This window comes from Methylobacterium sp. Gmos1, from assembly GCF_053764715.1.
This window is the reverse complement of record NZ_JBSNCC010000023.1, coordinates 47,407-71,109: the sequence shown is the minus strand read 5'-3', so window position 1 is coordinate 71,109 and position 23,703 is coordinate 47,407. Positions and strand designations below refer to the sequence as shown.

Annotated in this window: 21 protein-coding genes; 3 read left to right on the top strand and 18 right to left on the bottom strand. The window is 71.3% G+C overall.

All coding sequences use genetic code 11. The features are described from left to right. Positions 1 to 6: 6 nt before the first annotated feature. From ACS5PV_RS28450 to ACS5PV_RS28440, 3 genes are all read right to left on the bottom strand, one after another. Positions 7 to 468, bottom strand: a complete 462-nt coding sequence (locus tag ACS5PV_RS28450) for a chemotaxis protein CheW (protein WP_455398691.1) — start codon at positions 466 to 468, stop codon at positions 7 to 9. Beyond that, complete coding sequence (locus tag ACS5PV_RS28445; protein WP_455398690.1) at positions 468 to 2,528, bottom strand: chemotaxis protein CheA; 2,061 nt, start codon at positions 2,526 to 2,528, stop codon at positions 468 to 470. Before ACS5PV_RS28445 ends, ACS5PV_RS28450 begins: the two co-directional genes overlap by 1 nt. A gap of 699 nt (positions 2,529 to 3,227) precedes the next feature. Beyond that, positions 3,228 to 4,427 carry a methyl-accepting chemotaxis protein gene (locus ACS5PV_RS28440; RefSeq protein WP_455398689.1) on the bottom strand — a complete coding sequence of 400 codons (1,200 nt, stop codon included), beginning with the start codon at positions 4,425 to 4,427 and terminating at the stop codon, positions 3,228 to 3,230. 206 nt (positions 4,428 to 4,633) lie between these two features. Between ACS5PV_RS28440 and ACS5PV_RS28435 the strand changes: the two genes are divergently transcribed. Both ACS5PV_RS28435 and ACS5PV_RS28430 read left to right on the top strand, forming a co-directional pair. Next, complete coding sequence (locus tag ACS5PV_RS28435; RefSeq protein ID WP_455398688.1) at positions 4,634 to 4,921, top strand: STAS domain-containing protein; 288 nt, start codon at positions 4,634 to 4,636, stop codon at positions 4,919 to 4,921. A gap of 56 nt (positions 4,922 to 4,977) precedes the next feature. Next, positions 4,978 to 5,343 carry a response regulator gene (locus ACS5PV_RS28430; protein WP_455398687.1) on the top strand — a complete coding sequence of 122 codons (366 nt, stop codon included), beginning with the start codon at positions 4,978 to 4,980 and terminating at the stop codon, positions 5,341 to 5,343. A gap of 160 nt (positions 5,344 to 5,503) precedes the next feature. Here ACS5PV_RS28430 and atzF read toward each other — a convergent pair whose 3' ends face one another. The 8 genes from atzF to ACS5PV_RS28390 form a co-directional block, all read right to left on the bottom strand. Beyond that, a complete protein-coding gene (atzF, locus tag ACS5PV_RS28425; RefSeq protein WP_455398686.1) occupies positions 5,504 to 7,294 on the bottom strand; it encodes an allophanate hydrolase in 1,791 nt (596 codons plus the stop codon). After that, positions 7,291 to 7,680 (bottom strand): oxalurate catabolism protein HpxZ, encoded by a 390-nt coding sequence (gene hpxZ, locus ACS5PV_RS28420; RefSeq protein WP_455398685.1) that lies wholly within the window; start codon positions 7,678 to 7,680, stop codon positions 7,291 to 7,293. Before hpxZ ends, atzF begins: the two co-directional genes overlap by 4 nt. 126 nt (positions 7,681 to 7,806) lie before the next feature. After that, positions 7,807 to 9,192, bottom strand: coding sequence for an AtzE family amidohydrolase (locus ACS5PV_RS28415; RefSeq protein WP_455398684.1), 1,386 nt, complete (start codon positions 9,190 to 9,192; stop codon positions 7,807 to 7,809). Next, entirely contained in the window at positions 9,189 to 9,407 is a 219-nt protein-coding gene (locus ACS5PV_RS28410) for a DUF4089 domain-containing protein (protein ID WP_455398683.1), read from the bottom strand. Before ACS5PV_RS28410 ends, ACS5PV_RS28415 begins: the two co-directional genes overlap by 4 nt. Positions 9,408 to 9,416: 9 nt before the next feature. Next, positions 9,417 to 11,084 (bottom strand): dipeptide ABC transporter ATP-binding protein, encoded by a 1,668-nt coding sequence (locus ACS5PV_RS28405; protein WP_455398682.1) that lies wholly within the window; start codon positions 11,082 to 11,084, stop codon positions 9,417 to 9,419. Continuing rightward, positions 11,081 to 11,977: an ABC transporter permease gene (locus ACS5PV_RS28400; RefSeq protein ID WP_455398681.1), complete on the bottom strand. Its 897-nt coding sequence runs from the start codon at positions 11,975 to 11,977 to the stop codon at positions 11,081 to 11,083. The genes ACS5PV_RS28405 and ACS5PV_RS28400 overlap by 4 nt, the downstream gene beginning before the upstream one ends. Further along, positions 11,974 to 12,987: an ABC transporter permease gene (locus ACS5PV_RS28395; protein ID WP_455398680.1), complete on the bottom strand. Its 1,014-nt coding sequence runs from the start codon at positions 12,985 to 12,987 to the stop codon at positions 11,974 to 11,976. Before ACS5PV_RS28395 ends, ACS5PV_RS28400 begins: the two co-directional genes overlap by 4 nt. A 364-nt stretch (positions 12,988 to 13,351) precedes the next feature. Then, entirely contained in the window at positions 13,352 to 14,971 is a 1,620-nt protein-coding gene (locus ACS5PV_RS28390; protein WP_455398679.1) for an ABC transporter substrate-binding protein, read from the bottom strand. A gap of 214 nt (positions 14,972 to 15,185) precedes the next feature. On the opposite strand from ACS5PV_RS28390, the gene ACS5PV_RS28385 reads away from it, so the two are divergent. Beyond that, a complete protein-coding gene (locus tag ACS5PV_RS28385; RefSeq protein ID WP_455398678.1) occupies positions 15,186 to 15,887 on the top strand; it encodes a GntR family transcriptional regulator in 702 nt (233 codons plus the stop codon). 190 nt (positions 15,888 to 16,077) lie between these two features. Here the strand turns inward: ACS5PV_RS28385 and yghU are convergent, their stop codons facing one another. The 7 genes from yghU to ACS5PV_RS28350 form a co-directional block, all read right to left on the bottom strand. Further along, positions 16,078 to 16,956: a glutathione-dependent disulfide-bond oxidoreductase gene (yghU, locus tag ACS5PV_RS28380; protein WP_455398677.1), complete on the bottom strand. Its 879-nt coding sequence runs from the start codon at positions 16,954 to 16,956 to the stop codon at positions 16,078 to 16,080. A gap of 104 nt (positions 16,957 to 17,060) precedes the next feature. Next, positions 17,061 to 18,551, bottom strand: a complete 1,491-nt coding sequence (locus ACS5PV_RS28375) for an FGGY-family carbohydrate kinase (RefSeq protein ID WP_455398676.1) — start codon at positions 18,549 to 18,551, stop codon at positions 17,061 to 17,063. A gap of 117 nt (positions 18,552 to 18,668) precedes the next feature. Then, positions 18,669 to 19,532 (bottom strand): MurR/RpiR family transcriptional regulator, encoded by an 864-nt coding sequence (locus ACS5PV_RS28370; RefSeq protein ID WP_455398675.1) that lies wholly within the window; start codon positions 19,530 to 19,532, stop codon positions 18,669 to 18,671. A 63-nt stretch (positions 19,533 to 19,595) separates the two neighbouring features. Next, positions 19,596 to 20,036: an RbsD/FucU family protein gene (locus ACS5PV_RS28365; protein WP_455398674.1), complete on the bottom strand. Its 441-nt coding sequence runs from the start codon at positions 20,034 to 20,036 to the stop codon at positions 19,596 to 19,598. Continuing rightward, entirely contained in the window at positions 20,030 to 21,082 is a 1,053-nt protein-coding gene (locus ACS5PV_RS28360; RefSeq protein WP_455398673.1) for an ABC transporter permease, read from the bottom strand. The genes ACS5PV_RS28365 and ACS5PV_RS28360 overlap by 7 nt, the downstream gene beginning before the upstream one ends. Beyond that, positions 21,082 to 22,077, bottom strand: coding sequence for an ABC transporter permease (locus ACS5PV_RS28355; protein ID WP_455398672.1), 996 nt, complete (start codon positions 22,075 to 22,077; stop codon positions 21,082 to 21,084). The genes ACS5PV_RS28360 and ACS5PV_RS28355 overlap by 1 nt, the downstream gene beginning before the upstream one ends. Continuing rightward, complete coding sequence (locus ACS5PV_RS28350; protein ID WP_455398671.1) at positions 22,070 to 23,551, bottom strand: sugar ABC transporter ATP-binding protein; 1,482 nt, start codon at positions 23,549 to 23,551, stop codon at positions 22,070 to 22,072. The genes ACS5PV_RS28355 and ACS5PV_RS28350 overlap by 8 nt, the downstream gene beginning before the upstream one ends. Positions 23,552 to 23,703: the final 152 nt, after the last annotated feature.

Genomic DNA, 23,703 nt, shown 5'->3' with positions numbered 1-23,703 from the left:
CCCGACTCAGTTCAGGATCCGCTCGACATCGGGCAGGATGACGAACTCGTCGCCGCACTTGACGATCGACTTGATGAATTCGGGGCGCCAAGCGGTGCCGACCTTCGGCACCTGCTGCGCTGCGCCGGTCTGGACCTCGGTCACCTCGAACACCTTGTCGGCGACGAGGGCGACGACGACCGGATCGCCCGCGATCCCGACCTCGATCACCACGAAGCGGGTGTCCGGCGTCGCCGCCTCCGGCTTCATGCCGAAGCGCTCGCGGATGTCGGCCAGTGGCACGACGTTGCCGCGCACGTTGACGACCCGGTCGAGATGCGCCCGCGCCCCCGCCACCCGGGTCGCCGGGATCGGGTCGATGATCTCGCGCACCATCCCAGCATCGAGCGCGAAGGTCTCCGACCCGATGCGCACCATCACCACCTGCACGCCGTCCGCCTGGCGGCCGGCTTCCACTGTCCCGGACATCACGCCACCTCCTGGTACTCGCGCGGCATCTCCGCCTGGCCGCCGGTGACGAGCCGCGCGACGTCGATGATGAGGGCGGCGGTGCCGTCGCCGAGGATCGTCGCCCCCGAGAAGGTCGCCACGTCGGCGTGCAGCTTCGACAGCGACTTGATCACCGTCTGGTGGTTGCCGATGATCTGGTCGGCGACGAGCCCGACCCGGGTCTCGCCGACCGACACGATGATGACCTTCTGGTACGGATCGGGCTCGCCCTCCGCGTCGAACAGGCTCCGCAGGCGCAGGAACGGCACCAGCGCGCCGCGGATGTTCAGGAAGTCGCGGCCGCGGCTCGCCCGGTCGGCCTCGGGTAGCTCGACGCATTCCTCGACCGCGGCGAGCGGGACGACGTAGCGCCCCTCGCCGACCCGGATCAGCAGTCCCTCGATGATCGCGAGCGTGAGCGGCAGCCGCAACGAGACCGTGGTGCCGGCCCCCGGCTCGGTCGTGATGTCGATCGTGCCGCGCAGGGACTCGATGGTCTTCTTGACCACGTCCATGCCGACGCCGCGGCCCGACAGGGCGGAGATCGTCGCGGCGGTCGAGAAGCCGGGGGCGAACAGGAACTGGTAGACCTGCTGGTCGCTGAGCACGGTGCCGGGGGCGACGAGCCCCTTCTCCTCGGCCTTGGCGCGGATGCGGGCCGCATCGAGCCCCGCCCCGTCGTCGCGCACGCTGACCCGCACCTGAGCACCGGCATGCTCGGCCGAGAGCGTGATGCGGCCGGTCGCCCCCTTCGGGCTCTCGGCGCGCCGGGCCGGGTCCTCGATGCCGTGGTCGATGGCGTTGCGGATCAGGTGGACCAGCGGATCGGCCAGGCGCTCGATCACGGTCTTGTCGAGCTCTGTCTCCTCGCCCTCGGTGACGAAGTCGACCGGCTTGCCGAGATCCCGCGACAGGTCGTGGACGAGGCGCCTGAAGCGGCCGAACAGCGACCCGATCGGCACCATGCGGATGCTCATCGTGGTGTCGCGCAGGCGCGCCGACAGGCGCTCGATCTCCTCCGCCACGGTCTTGATCCCGGCATCGGCGTGCAGGCCGGCGAGCTGGCTCAGGCGTGCCTGGGCGATGACGAGTTCGCCGACCCGGTCCATCAGCTCGTCGAGGCGCTCCGCCTCGACCCGCACGGTGCTGGTCTGGCGCTCCTCGCTCTTGCGGCCGCCCGCGCGCGGCTCGGGCGCCGGCGGGGAGGCGGGACGCGGTGCGGCCGGGAGCACGGGCGGCGGGACGGGGTCCGCGGCCGCCGCCGGCGGGACGGGGGCCGGCGCGACCGGCACCACGGGGCCGGGCCGGTCCCGCGCCGGTGCCTCGGCCTCCCCGCCGAGCGGCGTCAGGGTGAGGGTCATCTCGTCCTGGACGAACAGGAACACGTCCTCGATCGCCTCCCGGCTCACGCCCGCCGGCAGGGTGACGTCCCAGCCGAGCGACAGGGCCTCGGGGTCGAGGGCGGCGAGGTCCGGCACGGCGTCGAGCCGCGGCACGATCCGGCAGGCGCCGAGGTCGCGCAGGTCGTCGAGGAGCGCGAGCGGGTTGGTGCCGTTGCGCAGCACGTCGGGCGCGAAGGCGATCCCGACCCGCCAGCCGGCCTCGTCCCCGGCCGGCGCGGCCTCGGGCACGGGCTCGGCGGCGGGAGGCGCGACCCGGCCCGTCGCCCGCCCGACGAGGCCGCCGAGCTCGTCGAGGATGGCCTGGCCGAAGACCGGCTCGGCCCCGTCGGGATCCTCGATCAGGAGGCGGATGTAGTCCTTGGCCGAGAGGGCCACGTTCACGAGGTCGAGGCTCGCCGGGACCTTGCCCTGGCGCACGAGGTCGAAGGCGGTCTCGAAGTCGTGGGTGAACGCCGCCACCCGCTCGAAGCCGAACATCGCCCCCGAGCCCTTGATGGTGTGGAGCGCCCGGAACGCGGTGTCGACCAGGGTCCGGTCCTGCGGCTTCTCGCCGAGGTCGAGCAGCGTGCTCTCGAGACAGGCCAGAAGCTCGTCGGCCTCCATGCGGAACACGTCGACCGGGTTGAGGGAAGTCATGTCGGCATCGACCCTTGGATCGCGCGGACGTATCTCGTTCGCGCGGGACTCAACGAAGACGACTGCGTCACGCCACTCCGGCCCACGCCGTCGCTCGCGTCCTGCGCGGCCAGCCCCCGGTCGAGCGGGTGACGGCAGGACTCGTCGATGCGGCGATGGGTGCTGAGCAATACGGGCTCTCGCAGTGAACGAATTTTTGCCAGGATCGGTATAATTTTCGGTTAGCGACCCGACATTCGCCGCAACCTTGCGGTAAAATTCGTCAGGTAACCCAGGGGAGCGAGGGGCGAGATCGTGCCGAGGCTGGCTCCGGACGCGCCGGTCGCACGGTTGCGCTCCGTCGCGCGATGCGATTGCTGCCTGGCTTGTCGGGCTAACAGTAAAGCGCGGGACCGACTCGCCTGTACGAAAGCTTTTCGGCTTCCTCGGCAGTCGTCATACCCGCTCCGTCATTCCGGAGCTGCGCGGCGGAGCGCGGAATGATGCGGAGCGTGATGATTCAATCGAAGCCGGTCACGCGGTCTCCGAGGGCCTGTCTGACCGGTCGGTAGGATAACCGACTCACACACTTAGGATGAGGCCGTGGGTGGGAGAGAATAGTGTCTCGCGGCACCATTCTCGCAAGTCAAACAGGCTCCGAGAGAGGGAAGTTGCGCGCGACCCCGAACGAGTGAACCGGGTGAAACGCGTCCGATCCCGTCAGAACAGGTCGATGCCGTCGAGTTCGTCCGCGGCAGCCCCGCCCGTCGACCCGGGGGCCTCCTGCCCGAGCCCATCCTGCCCGAGAACCTGGCGCCGCAGGCGCTCCCGGACCTCGCCGAGGGTGCAGGCCGCGATCATCGCCTCGGCCCAGGCCCGGTCGGGCTCCGGCGCCTCGAAGCCCCGCGCGGTCGTCGCCTCGGCCATCCGGTCGAGCTCGGCGGCCAGCGCCCGCAGCACGCTGCCGCCGTTCTGGAGGCGCTGCTTCGTCAGGTCCTGGAACTGCATGGCGATGATCGCGCCCGACACGTCGGCGGTGATCGTCTGGGTCGTCTCGGCGGTCTGCTGGAGCACGCCGGCAAAGCGCGAGTTCTGCGCGACCAGCGCCTGCATCACGGTATGCACCCGAGCCTCGGCGCTGCGGCTCTCGTCCGAGACGTCGACGGTGGCGATGTCCTGGAGCAAGCCGTGGCTGTCGCGCAGGCCGGTGGCGATCGAGCCGATCTGGTCCTTGATCGTGCCCGAGAGCGTGTTGATCGATTGCGCCAGCAGGCGGACCTCGTCGGCCACCACCGCGAAGGCCCGGCCGGCCTCGCCAGCCCGCGCCGCCTCGATCTTGGCGTTGAGCGCGAGCAGGTTGGTCTGGCGGTTGATCGTCTCGATGCGCGCGACGCTGCCCTCGACCGCGTCGATCTCGGCGAGCACCGCGTCGAGGGCACGCGCCGTCGCGCCGCCGTCGCGCGAGAGCCGGGCGACCTTGTCCATCAGTGCCGCCAGCGTGCCCCCGAGCCCGGTGGCGACCTCGGAGAGCGGGACCGTGCGCCCGTCGATCTCGACCGCTTGGATCGAGGCGACGAGGCCCTGCACGATGCCGGCTTGGTCGCGGGTCGTCGCGGCGATGTTCTCGAAGCGATGGGTCAGGCCCTGGACGCTGTCCTCCATGTGGGAAGAGGCGAGGCCGAGCTCGCCGACCAGCGCTTCGAGCGCCCGCCGTTGCAGGGCGGACAGGCCGAGCCAGGCTTGCAGCAGATCGCAGGCTTGTCGATCGACGGTTTGCCGATGCTCGGTGGAAGCCTCCGCGGCGGGCGGCGGGACGCTCGCGGTCGGCGCGACGGCAACCGGGGCCGGCGCCTCGCCGCGGGTCCGCAGCCACCGTGGACGGGGGCGTTCCCGCGTCACCTGCGCCAGCTCGGAAATCATGTCCCTGAACTCCCACGGACCAATCGTAGCGTCCGGGCCTGTCGCCGCGGGCCTCGGGTCTTCGTGACGCTACGGCCGACATGCTTGCGGAAGCGTTAGCGGTCTGTCCACGACCGGATGGACCGATTCAAGGAAGTTTTACGGACCGACGGCATAGTCTTTCTTCGAGGCGCGGTTCGGACGCCTCTCAGGACATCGGCGCCGTCATGTCAGATACCCTCGTTATCACCATGCCGGACGATTGCACCTTGCGGGCGGTCCGCACGCTGCACGGCGAGATTACCGCCGCCCTCGCGGCGACCGCGAACCTCACGCTCGATTGCTCCGGTGTCGCGCGCGCCGACATCGCCTTCGTGCAGCTCGTCCTGGCGGCGGCCGGCACGGCGGAGCGGGCGGCCAAGCGCCTCGCCCTCGTGGATGCGCCCGACAGCGTCGAGGGCGCCTTCGCGCGGGCCGGCCTGAGCGCCCAAGGCCCCTACCTGCGCGCCGCCTGAGCACCGCGCCGACCCGTATTTTTTGTCCCGCACAGTCTTTTCGGAGTTACCGTACCATGGCCACCGTCCTCGCCGTCGACGATTCCCCGAGCATCCGCCAGATGATCAAGGTGGTCCTCGGTCCCGCCGGCCACACCGTCATCGAGGCCGGGGACGGCGCCGAGGGCGTCGCCAAGGCGAAATCCTCAGCCCTCAACCTCGTCATCACCGATCTCAACATGCCGGTGATGAACGGCCTCGACATGATCAAGACCCTGCGCACGCTGCCGGCCCTGACCGGCGTGCCGATCCTGTTCCTGAGCACGGAATCGGACGACGGCATCAAGCAGCAGGCCAAGGCCGCCGGCGCCACCGGCTGGATTACCAAGCCGTTCAAGCCCGAGCAGCTGCTCGCGGTGGTGTCGAAGCTGACGCGAGCGTGAGTGCGGTGCCGTTCCTTCCGTGGCGAGACCCTGCTTCGTTCGCCTGGTAGTCCTGACACGCTGGATGTCATTCCGGGCTCCGCTCTCGCGGCCCCGGGATGACCAGGAGGGTGTCACGACGGTCGGGCGCGACGAGCCGCCGTGACACCCAGAGTCTGGCTCAGCCGGTCCGGCCCGCCGCCAGGTAGGCCCGCCATCCCCCGTGGGCCGACACGTCCTCGGCCTCGCGCACGCCCTCCGGCTCGCACAGGAATCCCTTCGGCGCCGTGCCGTCGGAGAGCCGCAGGGTGCCGATGCCGAGGGGGGCGGGGATCGCCGCGACGAAGCGGCCGAAGGCCTCCGGCGTGAGCGCCCAGACCTCGGTGGCGATCGCGGTGCCTGAGCCCGCCGCCACCCGCACCAGGCCCGGACGGCGCGGGCCCGCGCCCGGCAGGGCGTAGAGCCGGTAGTCGGGCGCGGTCTCGGCCGCCCGCAGGAACCGGGCGCCGAGCCCGGTCAGTTCGCCGTTGAGCGGCAGGCCCGACAGGTGCGCGCCGACGACCACCAGCTCGATCTCGTCGTCCATCGCGCGTAAGGGACCCGGCTCGGGCGCCGGCGGCAGGAGCGCGCCGGTCGCGCCCATCGGCGTGCCGCCGGCGCGGTGGAGGGCGTCGCCGAGGGGCACGAGGGCCGCGTCCCGGCCCGCCGGGGCGATCAGCGTCACGCCGGCGGGCCAGCCGTCGGCGCGGGGCCGGCCCGGCACTGCCAGCGCGCAGAGATCGAGCAAGTTGACGAAGTTGGTGTAGGTGCCGAGTTCGGCATTGGGGCCGACCGGATCGGCGGCGAGCGCCGCGAGTGTCTGCGGACGCGGGAAGGTCGGCACGCACAGGGCATCGATGGTCTGCCAGACCGGCTCGGTGGCCCGGCGCAGCTCCGCCAGCCGGTAGCGGCCCGCGAAGGCGTCGGCGGCCGAGAAGGCGGTCGCCCGCTCGGTGATGGCGCGGGTGACCGGGTGCAGCGCCTCCGGCCGCTCGGTGATGAAGCCGCGGATCGCCTCCCAGCGCTCGGCCACCCACGGCCCGTCGTAGAGGAGTGCGGCGGTGGCAAAGAACGGGGTCAGGTCGACGGGCACCAGGACCGCCCCCAGCGCCTCGAGATCGGCGAGGCTCGCGCCGAAGGCCGCCTCGGAGAGATGGTCGCCGAAGAAGCGCCGGCTCGCCGCGTCCGGCACCCCGATCCGTTTCAGAACCGGGCCCGGCCGCCCGGCCGGCAGGGCGCGCGAGAACGGATCGGCGGCGTCGTACCCGGCGAGTGCGGAAAAGCCCTCGAAGGCGTCCGCGACGGTGAGCGCGAAGACCGAGACGCAGTCGAGTGTCCGGCAGGCCGGCACGACGCCGCGGGTCGAGAGCGCGCCGAGGGTGGGCTTGAGCCCGACGATATTGTTGAGGCCCGCCGGCACCCGGCCGGAGCCGGCGGTGTCGGTGCCGAGCGCCAGCGGCACGAGCCCGGCCGCCACGGCGACGCCCGAGCCCGACGACGAGCCGCCGGGCACGAGCGCCGGATCGAGGGTGTTGCGCGGCACGCCGTAGGGCGAGCGCACGCCGACGAGGCCGGTGGCGAACTGGTCGAGGTTGGTCTTGCCGATGACGAGCGCCCCGGCCTGCCGCAGCCGCGCCACCACCGCGGCGTCCTCCGCAGCGATCGTCCCGTAATCGGGGCAGGCGCAGGTGGTGGGCAGGCCCGCAACCGCGATGTTGTCCTTCACGGCGACCGGGATGCCGTGGAGCGGGCCCGCCGGCAGGGTCCCGGCCTCTGCGATCACCTCGGCCTTGGGCCGCAGGGTGATGAAGACCGCCGGATCGGCCTGCGCCGCGACGCGCCGGTAGACCTCGCGCACCGCCTCGGCCGGCGTGAGCGCGCCCGAGGCGTAGGCCTCCCGGTACTGGGCGAGGGTGAGGGGGAAGGGGCTCACGCCGGCACCTCGTCGATCAGGCTGACATGCGCGGCGACGACCCGCCAGCCCTCTGGCAGGCGCGCCCAGGACTGCATCTGGCGCCCGACTTTGCCGGGATGCGCCTCGCGCCAGAACAGCGTCGAGGCGGTGGCGAAGTCGCGCCCGAAGGTGGTGATGACGGTCTCGCCGATGCGGCGCTCGACCCCGACGGGCGAGCGTGCCCGCCGGAACGCCCGGATCGCATCCATGCCGTAGAGGTTTTCAGCCGTACCGTAGCGGATGGTGCGGGGATCGTCCCAGAACAGGGCCTCGAGGGTCGGCACGTCGTTGGTGACGAGGGCGGTTTCGTAGGCGGCGAAGGCCGCCTCGACCTCCGCCTTCACGTCGGGATGGTCGATGTCCATGGGAGGCTCCCTGTCTTCGCAAATCAATGGCTGTGCGGGTTCATCCCACCCACCACCCCAGGATGAGGGTGTGGGTGGGATCAAGACGACAAGACTGGGTGTGCAGCGTGCCCGCCGGACGAGCCGTCACTCCGCCACCGGCGCCGCTCCCACCCCCGCCGCCTCGATCGCCCCGGCGACGCGCAGGGCCAGGTCCTCCCGCCACGGCGCCGCGATCACCTGCACGGCGAGCGGCAGCCCGCCCCCGACCCGCACCGGCACCGCCACGACCGGCAGGCCGATGAACGAGATCGGCTGGGTGAACACCCCGATATTCGGCCGCGCCGGCACCGTGACGCCGTCGAGCTCCATCGTCGCCTGCCCGATCCGCAGCGCCCGGCACGGCGTGCAGGGGGCGAGGATCACGTCGACCTCGTCGAACAGGGCCAGCACCCGCGCCCGGTACCAGCTGCGGAAGCGCTGGGCGCGGTGGACCCAGGCGGCGGGGATCGTCGTGCCGGCGATCAGCCGGTCGCGCACCGCCGGGTCGTAGTCGCCGGGGCGCGCGCGGAGCCGGTCGAGGTGGAGGCCCGCCGCCTCGGAGGCGGTGATGACGAAGGCCGCGGCACGCGCCCGGGCGGCCTCGGGGATCTCGATCGTACGGGTGGCGCCCACCGCCTCGGCGGCGCGCGCCACCGCCGTGAAGCAGTCGGGCTCGCCGCACCGGGCGAAGTAGCCGCCGGCGACCGCGACGCGCAGACCGGTCGTGCCCCGGGCGAGCGCGTCCGACACCGGCTCGAACGCCCGCGGCGTCTGCCAGGGATCGTCGGGATCCGCGCCCTGCATCGCATCGTAGGACAGGGCGAGATCGGCGACCGAGCGGGCAAGCGGCCCGAGATGGTCGAAGCTCGCGACGAACGGGAACGAGCCGGCCCGCGACAGCCGGCCGAAGGTGGGCTTCAACCCGAAGGTGCCGCAGAAGGCCGAGGGCACCCGGATCGACCCGTTGGTGTCCGAGCCCAGGGCGAGCGGCACGAGCCCGGCCGCTACCGCCGCGCCCGAGCCGCCCGACGAGCCGCCGGACATCCGCTCGCAGTCGTGCGGGTTGCGCGAGGGGCCGTCATGGGCGTTCTCGCCGGTGAAGTCGTAGGCATACTCGCCCATGTTGAGCGCGCCGACCAGGACCGCGCCGGCCGCCTCCAGCCGCCGCACCAGGGCACCGTCGCGGGCGGCAGGATCACGCTCGCGGTTGATCTTCGAGCCGGCGCGGGTCGCAAGGCCCTCGACATCAAACAGGTTCTTGACCGCGAAGGGCACACCCGTGAGCGGGCCCGGCGCCTCGCCGGCGGCGAGGCCCGCGTCGATCGCGGCGGCGCGGGCGCGGGCGCGCGCGGCGGTCACGTCGGTGAAGGCGTTGACGGCGGGATCGATCGCGGCGATCCGCGCGAGCGCGGTCTCGACCGCGGCGGCGGCGGTGAGCCGGCCCGCCGCCACGGCGGCGGCGATAGCGGCGGCTGTGTCGGGGGCGCTCATGCGAGGGATCCGCCGGCCTGGAACACCGGCGCCGGCTCGACGGCGTCGTCGAGGGGGAAGTCGAGCACGAGCCGCGCGGCGGCGGCCGTCGCCTTGACGCTGGCGATCACCGTCTCGCGCCACTCGGGCGCCATCGGGATGCCGACGAGCGGCATCATCGCGTCGACCACCGCGCCGGCAGTGTCATCGTCGAGGGGGAGGGGGGATGTCGTCATCGTCGAGCCTCACACGGGTGGATGGGGGATCGCCGCGAGCAGCGCGCGGGTGTACTCGGCCTGCGGCGCCCCCAAGACCTGCGCCGTCGGCCCCTCCTCGACGATGCGGCCGGCGCGCATCACGATCACCCGGTCGCACAGCATCCGCACCACCTGGAGGTCGTGGCTGACGAAGAGGTAGCTCATGCCGAGCGCCTGCTTGAGGTCGGCGAGCAGGTTCAGCACCACCGCCTGGACCGAGACGTCGAGGGCCGCGGTCGGCTCGTCGAGGATCACGAGGTCGGGGGAGGGCGCGATCGCCCGTGCGATGCCGACCCGCGCCTTCTGGCCGCCGGAGAGCTGGTGCGGGAAGCGGTCGAGGAGATCGACCGGCAGGCCGACGAGGCGGGCCAGCTCCTCGCACCGCGCCCGGATCGCCCCGCTGCCCGTCACGGTGCGGAAGCGCAGGAGCGGGTCGGCGATGGCGCGGGCGGCGGTCCAGCGCGGGTTGAGGGATTCGGTCGGATCCTGGAAGACCATCTGGATCTTCGGCCGCAGCGGATGGCGCGCGAAGCGCGAGGCCGGGACGCGGCCGATCTCCTCGCCGGAGAACAGGATCGAGCCCGCGGTCGGGTCGGCGAGGCGCATCACCATCGTCGAGGTGGTGGACTTGCCGCAGCCCGATTCGCCGACGAGCCCGACGCTCTCGCCGCGCGCGACCGTGAAGCTCAAAGCATCGACCGCCCGGAACGGCGCTTCCGTCGCCTTGCGGGTCAGGAGCCCGGCCTTGGCGCGGGGATACTCCTTGACGAGCCCCGAGACCGCCAGCAGCGGCGCCCCCGCGGCGTCCGCCCGCTCCAGGGGGGCGGCCGGCGCGCCCGCGGGCAGGAGGTCGCGCAGGGTCACGCCGGGGCGGGGCGTCGCCTGCATCAGCTTGCGGGTATAGGCGTGGGAGGGCGCGCGGAAGATCGTCTCCGCCGGCGCGGTCTCGACGACCCGGCCCTGCTCCATCACGGCGATCCGGTCGCAATAGGTCGCCGCGAGGCCGAGATCGTGGGTGATGAGCACCGTCGACATGCCGCGCTCGCGGGTGAGCGCGGTGACGAGGTCCATCACCGCCTTCTGGGTCGTCACGTCGAGGCCGGTGGTCGGCTCGTCGGCGATGAGGAGCTGGGGCCGGCAGGCGAGCGCGAGCGCGATCACCACCCGCTGGCACATCCCGCCCGAGAGCTCGAACGGGTAGGCGTGGTAGCGCTCGGCCGCGCGCGCGATCTTGACCTGTTCGAGCGCCGCGATGGCCTTCGCCTTCGCGTCGCCAGAGCCGGCCTCGGCGTGCTGGCGCAGCACGTCCTCGATCTGGTGGCCGACCTTGCGGATCGGGTTGAGGGCGGCGCGGGGATTCTGGAAGATCATCGAGATCTCCCGCCCGCGCAGGTCGCGCATCTGGCGCTCGGTCGCGGCGCGCAGGTCGATGCCGGTGAAATCGACCGCGCCGCCGGCGATCCGCCCGGCCCGGTCGAGGATGCGCATCACCGCGTAGGAGGTGACCGACTTGCCCGAGCCCGACTCGCCGACGATGCCGACGGTCTCGCCCTTGGCGACCGTCACGTCGACCTGGCGCACCGCCTGGACCGGCCCGCGGCGGGTGGCGAACTCGACCGTGAGGTCGCGGATGGCGAGGAGCGGGATCGCGGTCACGTGCGCCTCTGGGGGTCGACGATGTCGCGAAGCCCATCGCCGATGAGGTTGAAGCAGAACACCGCGAGCATCAGCGCGAGGCCCGGGAAAAGCGCGATCCACCACTCGCCCGAGACGATGAAGCTCGCGCCCTCCGCCACCATGATCCCCCATTCCGGGGTCGGGGGCCGCACGCCGAGCCCGATGAAGGACAGGCCGGCGGCGTTGAGGATCGCGTAGCCCATGGTGAGCGACATCTGCACCATCATGATCGGCAGGATGTTGGGCAGGATGCTGGTGAGCACGATGCGCAGGTCGGTGTTGCCGGTAAGCCTGGCCGCCAGGACGAAGCCGGCATTGCGCCGCTGCGCGGCCTCGGCCCGGGCGAGGCGGGCATAGAGCGGGAAGTTGATGATGGCGGTGGCGAGCACGATGTTGCCGACGGTGTTGCCGAGCGCAGCCACGATGCCCATCGCCAGGACGAAGAGCGGGAAGGCCATGATGGTGTCGGCGAGCCGCCCGACGATCCGGTCGGTCCAGCCGCCGAAGAACCCGGCCATGATCCCGGCGAGCCCGCCGGCGACGAAGACCAGCGCCACCGAGAAGACCGCGATGGCGAGATCGAGCCGGGCCGCCACCACCACCCGCGAGAGGATGTCGCGCCCGAGCTGGTCGGTGCCGAAGGGGTGGGCCCAGGTCGGGGCCTGGAGCGCCACCGACGTGTCGGAGGCCAGCGGGTCGTAGGGCACGAGCGAGGGGCCGACCAGGGCGCAGGCGACGAGGCCCAGCAGCAGCGCGAAGGCGAAGCCCGTGACCGGGTTGCCGGACACGACCGAGGCGGCGTGCGCGAGCGTCGCGGACAGGCCGCTGCGGGGCCGCGCGGCGCCGAGGGCGGGGGAGCCGGTGGCGCTCATGGGTTCGCCCTCACGCGCGGGTCGATCAGCCCGTAGGCGAGGTCGATCAGGAGGTTGAGCAATGTGTAGAGCAGCGCCATGGCGAGCACGAAGCCCTGGACGGGGGCGAAGTCGGAGGCGATCAGCGCCTCGACCGCGTAGGAGCCGACGCCCGGCCAGGCAAACACCTTCTCGACCAGGACGTTGGCGCCGAGGAGGAAGGAGAACACCATGCCGAGCGTCGTCACCACCGGCAGGAGCGCGTTGCGCAGCGCGTAGGTCACCACGACCCGCCGGCTCGACAGGCCGGCGGCCCGGGCGGTGCGCACGAATTCCGCGGCGAGGACCGCCAGCATCGCCGCCCGGGTGATGCGGGCGATGGGCGCGAGCGCGAAGATCGCGAGCGTCAGGCCCGGGAGCGCGATCTGGGCGAGCGCCGCCCGGAAGGTCTCGAAATCGCCCGCGACCAGGCTGTCGATGAGGAAGAAGCCGGTGCGGGTCGGCGGGGGCGAGGCGAAGGCGTCGAGGCGTCCCAGCGGGGCCGGGGCCCAGCCGAGGACGAAGTAGAAGGCGTAGACGAGGAGGAGCCCGGTGAAGAACACCGGCAGCGACACGCCGGCCGTCGCCACCACCCGGCAGGCGTGATCGACGAGCGAGCCTTGTCTCAGCGCCGCGGCGACGCCCAGCGGGATCGCGACGACGAGCGAGAGGACGAGGCCGAACAGGGTCAGCTCGGCGGAGGCCGGCAGCCGGCTCCCCAGGTCCACCGTCACCGGCTGTCCGGTGGTGAGCGAGCGGCCGAGATCGCCCCGGGCGAGGTCGGCGACGTAACGGGCGAACTGCTCCGGCAGCGGCCGGTCGAGGCCGAGCTCGGTGCGGATCTGGGCGATCGCCTCGGGCGTCGCGGCCGGCCCGGCGAAATAGGCCGCGGTGTCGCCGGGCAGGACCCGGGTGAGCAGGAACGACACCACGACGACGCCGGCAAGCGCCGGGAGCGTGGTGGCGAGGCGGTCGAGGAGCGTGCGCAGCATCGTGTGGCCCTCCTGGGTGTGATGCCGGTAGTCCTTGGGTGCGGGCCTCGCCCTTTCCCGAAATGCTGTCTGGGAAAGAAGAGGCGCTGGATTTCCCCTCTCCCCGCGGGCGGGGAGAGGGCCGCGTCACCGTCCAGGTGACGCGGCAAGCGGAGGCGCAGCCGGAGCGAGGGTGAGGGGGTCTCGACGCGTGAGGCTCCTCCGGAACCACCCCCTCACCCTCGCCCTGCGGGCTCGCTGTTCCTCCTGAACGGCGGAACAGCCCTCTCCCCGCCCGCGGGGAGAGGAGACGACCCGCGCCACGTTCTTCACCGGACAGTCATCGGAAGGGAAAATCCCCACCGATCGGAGTCCCGCCACCCCCTCACGACGCCGTCCCCTTCGTGAGATACCGGAAGTCCGGCTCCCGGCACGGCTGGAACTGGTATCCGTTGATCGTGCGCTGCATCGCGACGTCGTGAGTCGGCTGGGCGATCGGCACCATCGGCACCTCGCGCTCGGCGAGCGAGACGAAGTCGATCACGCTCTTCTGGTAGACCGCCGGATCCTCGGTGAAGCGGGCGGTGTCGATCAGCTTGTCGAGCGCCGGGTTCTGGTACGAGGCGATGTTGAAGATCGAGTTCGCCCCGTGCAGGGTCCAGAACAGGTAGTAGTCCGGGTAATCGAGCCAGCCGGCGAAGCGGTTGAGCACCATCGGGTTGGTCTTCTTCGCGATCTCGCCGCGAAAATTGGCGCCGGGAATCTTGCCGATCTCGACGGTGATGCCGATGCCGGCGAGCGCTTCCTTGATCAGGACCGCCATCGGCTCGGCCACCGTGGCGTTGCCGGCATCGAACAGGAGCGTCGTCGTGAGCCCGCCGGGCGCCGCCGCCTGGACCAGGGCCTTCGCCTTCGCCGGATCGGTCTTGTACGGATAGGGCTGCGGCCAGGCGACCCGCGGCGTCTCCGGCCCGCCCGACATGTCGAGGCCGCGACCGAACAGCGAGGCCTGGAGGATCTTCTCGTAGGGCAGCACCCAGGCCACTGCCTGGCGCAGGCGCACGTCCGTGAACGGCCCGACGGCGGTGTTGAGGTAGACCGACCAGACGCCGTTCGGGATCGGCACGCCGACGACCTTGATCTTGCCGGCGTCGATCAGGTCCTTGAAGTCCTTCGGCGGCAGCCCGTACGAGATGTCGGCGTCGCCCTTCTCGATCAGCGCCCGGCGGGTCGACGGCGAGGCGATGTCGCGGGCGATGACCCGGCGCAGCTGCGGCAGCTTGCCCGACGCCCAGGCGCCGTTGCGGGCGTAGATCGTCTCGACGCCGGGCTTCCAGCTCTCGACCCGGTAGGCGCCCGAGCCCGCGACGTTGTTCTTCAGCCACTCCTTCGCCCAGGGGTCGCCGCCTCCGTTGGCTTTCGCCAGTTCCGCGTCGATCACGAAGGGAATCGTGACGGCGAGGTTCGACATCGTCATCTTGTCCTTGCGGACGAAGTCGATGCGGAACGTCCTGTCGTCCAGCGCCACGAACTGCTCGGGCTTCTCCAGCGAGCCGGCATTCATCTGCGTGGTGGCGAAGCCCCCGATCGACACCGCCCGGTCGAGGGACCACTTCACGTCCTTCGCCGTCACCGGCCGGCCGGAATGGAACTTGGCGTCGCGAAGCTTGAAGGTGCAGCTCATCCCGTCGGAGGCGACCTGCCAGCTCTCGGCGAGCTCCCCCTCCAGTTCGCCCATCTTCACGGCGTTGCCGCCGCCGCCCGGAATCGGCACCGGCTTGAAGCGCAGGAGCCGGTCGTAGCAGTTGAGCGCCACCCCGTTCACCGGCTGCGAAGCGCCGATGCCCTGCATGTCGAGGGAGTTCGGCCCGTATTCCTGGACCAGGAGGAGGGTCTCGTTCCGGGTCGGGTTCTGCGCGCTCGCCTCGCGGCGCACCACGAACGGCGCGGCGAGACCGGCGGCAAGCGCGGTGCGGCGGGTGATCATGCGGCGCGAAACCTTCATCGGTTCGAGAGGGATCGGACACCCGCGCCGGCGGGCATCCGCCGACGACGAGGCAAGGTTCGGACCGGGACCGGAATTTGCATGCAACTCCTGTAGAGTGCATGCATTCGCGCGATGTTGCACGCATGGAGTTTGTGCGCTGCCGCCGCAATTTCAGGCAGGCTTGCGGCCTTCCGATGCGGCAGGGTTGGGACCGAGGGACGACGGGGGCGGGATGGACGAGGCGCCAGGACAGACGCGGACCGAGCGGCTGGCGGCGGAGATCGCCGAGGCGATCGTCACCGGCGTGCTCGCGCCGGGCAGCCGCCTCGACGAGCAGGCGCTCGCCGACCAGTACGGGGTGTCGCGCACGCCGGTGCGCGAGGCCCTGCGCCAGCTCGGCACGTCGGGCCTCGTCGAGGTACGCCCGCGCCGCGGCGCGGTGGTGGCGCAGGTGACGGCCGGGCAACTCGCCGAATTGTTCGTCGCCATGGCGGAGATCGAGGCGACCTGCGCGCGGCTTGCCGCCCAATCGATGAGCCCGCTCGAGCGCCGCCGCCTCGACGCCCTGCACGATGCGATGGGCGAGCTTGCCCGGGCGGGCGATGGTGCGGCCTACGCGCAGGCCAACACGGCCTTCCACGGCGCGATCTACGCCGGTGCCCACAACTCGGTGCTGGCCGACTTCGCCTCGGGTCTGCGCCGGCGCCTCCAGCCCTATCGCGAGGCGCAGTTCCGCTTGAAGGGCCGCCTCGCCCGCTCGCACGCGGAGCACGGCGCGGTGGTGGCGGCGATCCTGGCGGGCCAGGCGGCGCAGGCGCACGCGGCGATGCTGCGGCACGTCACGCTGGTGGAGAGTTCGGTGGAGGGTTTGCTGGCGGGGGAGGGGGGCGCGGTCGTTCCGGCGAAACGCGGTGGCGCGCGACTGTCGACGTGATGTCGTAGGACCCGAGGATGTAACGTCTTCTCCAATAAGACCCGGCTGCCGTGATTCCATTCAAGTCAATACGCAGCGCATCTTCGCTCTCCAGGCGATACCGGGCAAGGATCACTTGGCAAGCCCGGCACCGCCTGGAGAGGGGATCGCGCGTTCTACGAGCAGAGCGGCAGATCAAGGAAGTGTCGCATTACCCCTGCGTCCCACCCACCTTGTCCTGCGTCTTCGTCTCGAAGTCCCCCGCATCATGCCGCTCGTGGAGCTGGTCGGCCGGGTCGCCGTTGATGCGGTTGACCTTGCGCCCACGCTGCACCGCCGGGCGGGCGAAGAGCTGGTCGGCCCAGCGCAGGACATTGCGGTAGCTCTGGACGTCCAGGAACTCGGCCGCCTCGTAGAGCCAGCCCTTCACCACGCCGCCGTACCAGGGCCAGATCGCCATGTCGGCGATGGTGTAGGTGTCACCGGCGATGAATTCGTGCTCGGCGAGCCGCCGGTCGAGCACGTCGAGCTGGCGCTTGGCTTCCATGGCGTAGCGGTTGATCGGGTACTCGAACTTCTTCGGCGCGTAGGCGTAGAAGTGGCCGAAGCCGCCGCCGAGGAACGGCGCCGAGCCCATCTGCCAGAACAGCCAGGACAGTGTCTCGGCCCGTGCCGCCGGCTCGGTCGGCAGGAAGGCGCCGAACTTTTCCGCCAGATAGGTCAGGATGGCGCCCGACTCGAAGACCCGGATCGGGTTCGCGCCGCTGCGATCGACGAGGGCCGGGATCTTCGAGTTCGGGTTGGCCTCGACGAAGCCGGAGCCGAACTGGTCGCCGTTGCCGATGTGGATGAGCCAGGCATCGTACTCGGCGCCCGTGTGCCCGAGCGCCAGAAGCTCCTCCAGCAGGATCGTGACCTTCTGGCCGTTCGGCGTGCCGAGCGAGTAGAGCTGGAGCGGGTGCTTGCCGACAGGCAGCGGCTTGTCGTGCGTCGCGCCCGCGATCGGGCGATTGATGCTGGCGAAGCGGCCGCCGCTCTCCTTGTCCCAGGTCCAGACCTTCGGCGGCACGTAATCGGCTTGGTCGCTCATCGGGCGCGTCTCCGCTGTTGCGCAGCAACAGATAGGCGCTCCGACGATCCGGCGAGAGGGTCCCGCCCGCAGATCTGACGGGCCGGGGGCGCGGGCGCCCCCGATCAGCCGCGAAAGGCCGCGAGCGCGTGGTAGGCCTGCTTGTAGCGCTCGTAGACCGGCCGGTACTGCGCGTGCGCCGAGGCATTCGGCTCGATGCGGCGGGAGACGTGCACCATCGCGCCGGCCGCCTCCTCGATCGAGGCGAAATGGCCCGCCGCCTTCGCCGCCAGGATGGCGCTGCCGAGTGCGGGCGCGTCGCCGACTTCGGTCACGGTGAGGGGCTGGCCGCAGACGTCGGCGTGGATCTGCATCCAGAGGTCGGAGCGGGTCGCGCCGCCGCAGATCACGATCTCCTCGGGGCGGTAGCCGCCCTCCCGCATCGTCTCGAAGATGAATTCCGTGCCGAACGCCACGCCCTCCATCGCGGCGCGAAACAGGTGGGCGCGGCCATGGGCGAGGGTGAGCCCGGTGAAGGCGCCGCGCGAGGCCGCGTCGGTGTGCGGGGTGCGGTTGCCCTGGAAGTGGTCCTGCACCAGCACGCCGTCCGAGCCCGGCGGCAGGGCGGCGGCCTCGGCGTTGAGCGCGTCGTAGGACCAGTCGCTGCCGACGATGCCGCGCAGCCAGTTGACGATCGAGCCGGTCGAGGTCTGTCCGCCCTCGACCACGTGCAGGCCCGGGATCACCGCGTCGGCGTAGGTGCCCCAGATGCCGCGGCCGTGGAACGGCTCGGCCGAGAGGCCGAGATGCAGGTGCGACGAGCCGGTGATGAAGGCGAGCTTGCCGGGCGCCGTGACGTTCAGCCCGATCATCGCGATCTCGGCGTCCGAGCCGCCCTGCGCCACGGTGAGCCCGACCGGCAGCCCGAAATGCGCGGCGGCCTCCGGCGTCAGCCCGCCCACCACCTCGCCGAGGGGCAGCACGTCGGCCGGCCATTTCTCCGCGAGTTCGGGGATGCCCAAGCTCTCGACCAGGCTGCGGGCGTAGCCGCCCTCCCGCGACCGGTAGTGCCAGCGGATCGCCGCGTTGGTGATCGAGGCGGCGCGCCGTCCCGTCATCCGCAGGTTCATGTAGTCCTGGTACTCGCAGATCGTCGCCGCGCGGTCGAACAGGGCGCGCTCGTGCCGGGCGATCCACAGCGCCTTGGGGATCATCCACTCGGCCGAGACCGGCCCGGCGCCGGCGGAATTGAGGATCAGCGCGGGGTCGCCGGTGGCGAGCACCAGGGCGGCCTCGTCGGCCGCGCGCACGTCCATCCAGATCAGGGCCGGGCGCACCGGGACGCCGTCGCGATCGAGGGCGACGACCGAGCAGTTGGTGGTGTCGGCGCAGAGTGCCGAGACGTCGCGGGGGTCGATGCCGGCTTTTCGCACCGCCTCGCGCACCGCCCGCCCGGCCGCGTCCCACCAGTCCTGCGGGTTCTGCTCGGCCCAGGACGGCCGCGGGAAGTGGGTGGCGTAGGGTTGCGCCGCGAAGGCGAGGGGCCGGCCGGCGAGGTCGAACACCCCGGCCCGGATGCCCTCCGTGCCCCCGTCGAGACCGATGACGACGCTCATGGGAACCCTCGCATGTCGACGCCCTGGGGCAGGATGCCGGGAAGGTCGTCCCGGGGACGGACGGAAAGGCTTCGCCCCGTCGGTCGCGCCGCCCCTCCGGCGACGACCGCTCTCATATCAGACCCGCCGCTTGGCCCGCACCGCATCCTGCGTGAGGGCGAGGTTCGCCTCCGCCGACTTGACGTCGCGCTGGGCCACCAGCACGAAGATCGCGTCGAGGAGGCTCAGCTGCGCGATGCGCGCCGCCGCGTTCTCGCCGAGCAGCGGCGAGCCGCGCGCCGTCGAGCACAGCACCACGTCCGCCACCTCGGCGAGGGGCGAATGCGAATAGTTGGTGATCGCGATGGTGCGGGCGCCGCGCCGCCGGGCGATCTGCAGCGCCTCCAGCGTCACCGTCGTCGCACCCGTATGCGAGAAGCCGACCGCGACGTCGCGCGTACCGAGCAAGGACGCCGACATCGCCATCATGTGGGCGTCGTCGTAGACCGAGGCGCGGATGCCGATGCGCAGGAACTTGTGGGCGACGTCGCGGGCGATCTGGGCCGATCCGCCGATGCCGTAGAAGTCGCGCTGGCGGGCATCGGCGATGAAGTCGGCGGCGCGCTCGAAGGCGGCGACGTCGGCGATGGCCAGCGTCTCCTCCAGCGCCTGGATCGAGGCCCGGAAGACCTTGCCGACGATCTCGGCACCGGAATCGTCGGGCGACAGCTCGTCCTGCATCTCGGCGACCGAGACGCGGACGTAGTCGGCGACGTTCTGGCGGAAGTCGCGGTAGCCCGAGAAGCCGAGCTTCTTGGCGATCTTGACCACCATCGCCTCCGAGACGCCGGCGGCCTCCGCCACGTCCTTCAGGGCGGTCTCGGCGCTGAAGTCGCGCCGCTCGAACACGCTGTCGACGACCTTGGCCTCCAGCGGGGTCAGGTTCGGCCGCATCATGCGGATCCGCGGCCCGACCGACCTCGGATCCATCCCGTCGCTCATCGCGTCCGTCTCCTCGCGGGCTGCGCCGCTTTGTCGTCCGGCAAGGCCCGTACCAGCAACCGCTCACACCACGCCCTTGCGCAGGATGAAGCAGGCGTAGGGCCCGGGATCGGCGGTGCGCACGACCGCGAAGGCGCGCTTGCCCGCCTCGTAGAAGGCGAAGCGCTCCAGGGCCTCGACCGCGACCGGCCGGCCCTCGGCGCGGTCGACGACCTCCTGCATCCGGGTGTGGGCCGGTACCAGCCGTTCGGGATCGCCCACCACCTGCATCCGCCACACGGGGGCCGGCACGAAGGTGTCGAGGGGCATCACCGAGAGGATCGCTTCGGCCGCGCGAGGCAAATCGCAGCCCGCCATGTCGATCACCCGGCCATGGACGGTATGGCGGGCGATGCTGGCGGCGGGGTGGTTGACGTCGCAGATCAGCAGGTCGTCGCCGTGACCCATCGCCATCAGGACGCCGAGCAGCTCGGCCGAGAGGGCCCGGTCGAGGCCCTTCAGCATGACGGCTCCTCCCGACCGCGGGCCGGCGCCTCCGGCGGGCGGACGAGCGGCGCGCGCAAGGTCGCGAGGACCGGGCGCAGCTGGTCGCGCACCGCCGCGATCAGGCTGACGGCAAGCAGGATCCCGCCCCAGATCGCGAGCGTCAGGAACTGGCTGAGGTCGAGGAGCACGCAGGCCGTCGAGATCAGCTGCAGCACCACCAGCGCCAGGACCAGCCCGCCGACCCGGCCGAAGCCGCCGGTCGGGCTGATGCCGCCGAGCACGCAGGCGAGGATCGTGACGAGGAGGTAGCTCTCGCCGTAGGAGGCGTTCGCCGAGTTGAAGCGCGCCAGCATGACGAAGCCGGCGGCGGCCGCGACGAGGGCGGTGACGACGTAGACCCTCAAAAGGGCCGCCCGCGTGTCGATGCCGGAGAAGCGCACCGCCTGCTGGTTCGAGCCCATCAGCGCGACCACGACGCCGAACGGCGTGCGGGTGAGGAGGACTCCTAGCCCCAGTGCCACCAGCCCGAACAGCAGTAGCGGCATCGGCACCCCGCCGAGCGTGCCGCCGCCGAGAAACAGGATCTCGGGCGGGAACTCGGACACGACGCCGCCGCGGGTCAGCCCGATCGCCAGGCCCTTGACCAGGGTCATGGTGCCGAGCGTCGCCAGGATCGGCGAGACGCGCAGGTAGCCGATGAGGGTCCCGTTGAGGGCGCCGACGACGGCCGCGGTCGCGAGCCCGCCGGCGAGCGCGCCGGCCTCCCAGGCCAGCAGGAGCGCGCCCGACGTGCCGTCCGGGATCGCCTTCAGGATCGCCGCCATCGCGAGGGCGGAGAGGTTCGCGGTCGCGATGATCGACAGATCGAGGCCGCCCGACAGCAGCGCGACCATCATGGCGAGCGAGAGCAGTCCCAGCTCCGGCAGCTGGAACGCCATCGAGCGCAGGCCCGCCGGAGCGAACAGCCGGTCGCCGACGAGGGGGGTGGCGGCGAGGCACAGGACGGCCAGCAGCGCGAGGAGCCGCAGGTTGGTGCGGCCGATCGTGGTCAGGAGGCTCGGCATCAGGCGAGCCCCGGAGCATCGCGCCAGCGGCGGCGGGCGCGGGAGGCCATGGCGGCGACGGCCGCGACGATGACGAGGCCGGTGAAGAAGTCCGACCAGTAGGACGACACGCCGAGCAGCGCGAGGCCGTTCTTCATGACGACGACGAGGGCGAGCCCGAGGATCGCGCCGAGGACCGAGCCGCTGCCGCCCTCGAGGCTCGCGCCGCCGAGCACGGCCGCCGCCACGACCTCCAGTTCGCGCCCAACAAGGGCGGTGGGCGACACCGACTGGGTGTACTGCGCCTGCACCAGCGAGGCGAGGCCGGCGACGAGGCCCATATAGCCGTAGACGAGGAGGTTGAGCCGCATCGTCCCGAAGCCGACGCGGCGGGCCGCCTCGGCGTTGCCGCCGAGCGCGAAGACCTGCCGGCCGAAATGTGTTCTGTTGAGCAGGAACCAGGTGGTCGCGAAGGCGAGCACCAGCCCGACGATCTGGAGGCTCAGCACGTAGGCGTTGCCTTCGGCGTCGTTCACAACCAAGAGGTCGAGCCCGGACGAGAACCAGTCCGGCAGGGCGAAGATGTCCTGGCCGCGGGTCACGGTGAGGAGCACGCCGTAGATCACGCTCTGCGTGGCGATGGTGACGATGATGCTGGCGATGCCGAGCGTGCTGACGAGGAGCCCGTTGACGAGCCCGAGGGCTAGCCCGATCCCGCCCGCGATGGCGACGACCTCGCCCCAGCCCACGCCCATCGCGTTGGCGACGGTGAGGGCTGCGTACTGCGCCACCGAGGCGACCGCCGCGAACGAGATGTCGATGCCGCCGGCGATCAGCACGACCAGCAGGCCCGCCACCAGGATGCCGTTATAGGCGGTGGCGTTCAGCATCTCCAGGATGTTCTGGAGGCTGAGGAAGTTCGGCCGCAGCAGCGACAGGACGACGACCATCGCCAGGATGACGAGACCGAGCCGGAGTTCCTGCGGCGCGCGCGCCCACCGTGACTGTTCACGCATGGACCATGCTCCTCAGTTCGGGCTCGGTGACATGGTGGGCCATCACTTCCCCGTTCAATCGGCCGTCGCGCATCACCAGGATGCGGTCGCAATGGTAGAGGACTTCCGGGATCTCGTCGGAGATCATGATCACCGCGAGCCCTTGCGCGGCGAGATCCTTCACCAGCTGGTAGATCCCGTCCTTGCCGTGCAGGTCGACGCCAACGGTCGGGCTGTCGAGGATCAGGACCCGGGGCCTGGTGGCGAGCCACTTGGCGATCACCACCCGCTGCTGGTTGCCGCCCGACAGGGTCCGCACCGGATCGTCGGGCGTGCCGATCTTGATCGACAGGCCGCGGATCCAGTCGCGGATCAGCCCGGCCTCGCGGCGACGGCGCAGCAGGCCGAGCGTGTCCTTGAGCGTGTCGAGCACGGGAAGCGTGATGTTGGCGCCGATCGACTGGTCGAGGACCAGCGACAGCGACAGCCGATCCTCCGGCACGTAGGCGATGCCGCGCGCGATGGCGTCGCGGTTGTGACGTAACGTCACTGGCTCGCCGTCGATGCGGATCGTGCCGGAATCCGGCTTGTTCATGCCGAAGAGCGAGAGTGCCAGTTCGGTGCGGCCGGCCCCGAGCAGACCGGTGAGGCCGAGGATCTCGCCGGGATAGAGCGAGAAGGCGACGTCGCGGTACTCGCCCGCCTTGGTCAGGCCCTCGACGCTCAGGACCGGGCGCTCGCGCGGCACGGCGCGCTCGGCGGTCTCGTAGGTGAAGGACTTGCCCGACATCAGCACCGCGAGGCGCTGCTCGGTCATGTCCTTGGCGTCGTAGGTGCCGAGCTTCACCCCGTCGCGGATCACCGTGACCCGCTCGGCGATCTCCAGCACCTCGTCGAAGCGGTGGCTGACGAACAGCACGCTGATGTCGCGCCGCTTCAATTCGAGGGTCAGCGCGAGGAGCGCGTCGACCTCGTGGCGGGTGAGCGAGGCGGTCGGCTCGTCCATGATGACGAGGCGGGCATCGGCGGCGATCGCCCGGCAGATCGCCACCAGCTGCCGCTGGGCGATCGACAGGTGGGCGACGCGCTCGTCGAGGTCGAGGGCGACGTCGATGCGCTTCATCGCGGCTTCCGCCGTCGCCCGCAGCGCCTTCCTGTTCACCAGCCCCGCGAGGTTGCGGTGCTGGGCGATGGCGATGTTTTCCGCCACCGTGAGGTTCGGAAAAAGCGACAGGTCCTGGTAGATCACCTGGATGCCGAGCGCGCTGCTCTCGACGGGGGAGAGCTTGGCGTGCTCGCGCCCCTCGACCACGATGCGCCCGCCCGGGTCGGGGCTCTGTACGCCCGAGATGATCTTGATCATCGTCGACTTGCCGGAGCCGTTGCCGCCGACGAGACAGTGGATCTCGCCGCGCGCCAGGTCGAAATCGAGGTCGGACAGGGCCTTCACCCCGCCGAACCGCTTCGACACGCCTCGCAGTTCAAGGAACATCATCGCTTGGTCCGTGGAGGAGGGGGATGTGCTGGCCGGTATCACCGATCCGACGACGAAAGACGAGGCGCGGGTTCCCCCTCCCCCCTCTGTGGGGGAGGGTGGCCTGCGGAGCAGGCCGGGAGAGGGGCAGCGCAACGGTGTTCCAGGTGGCG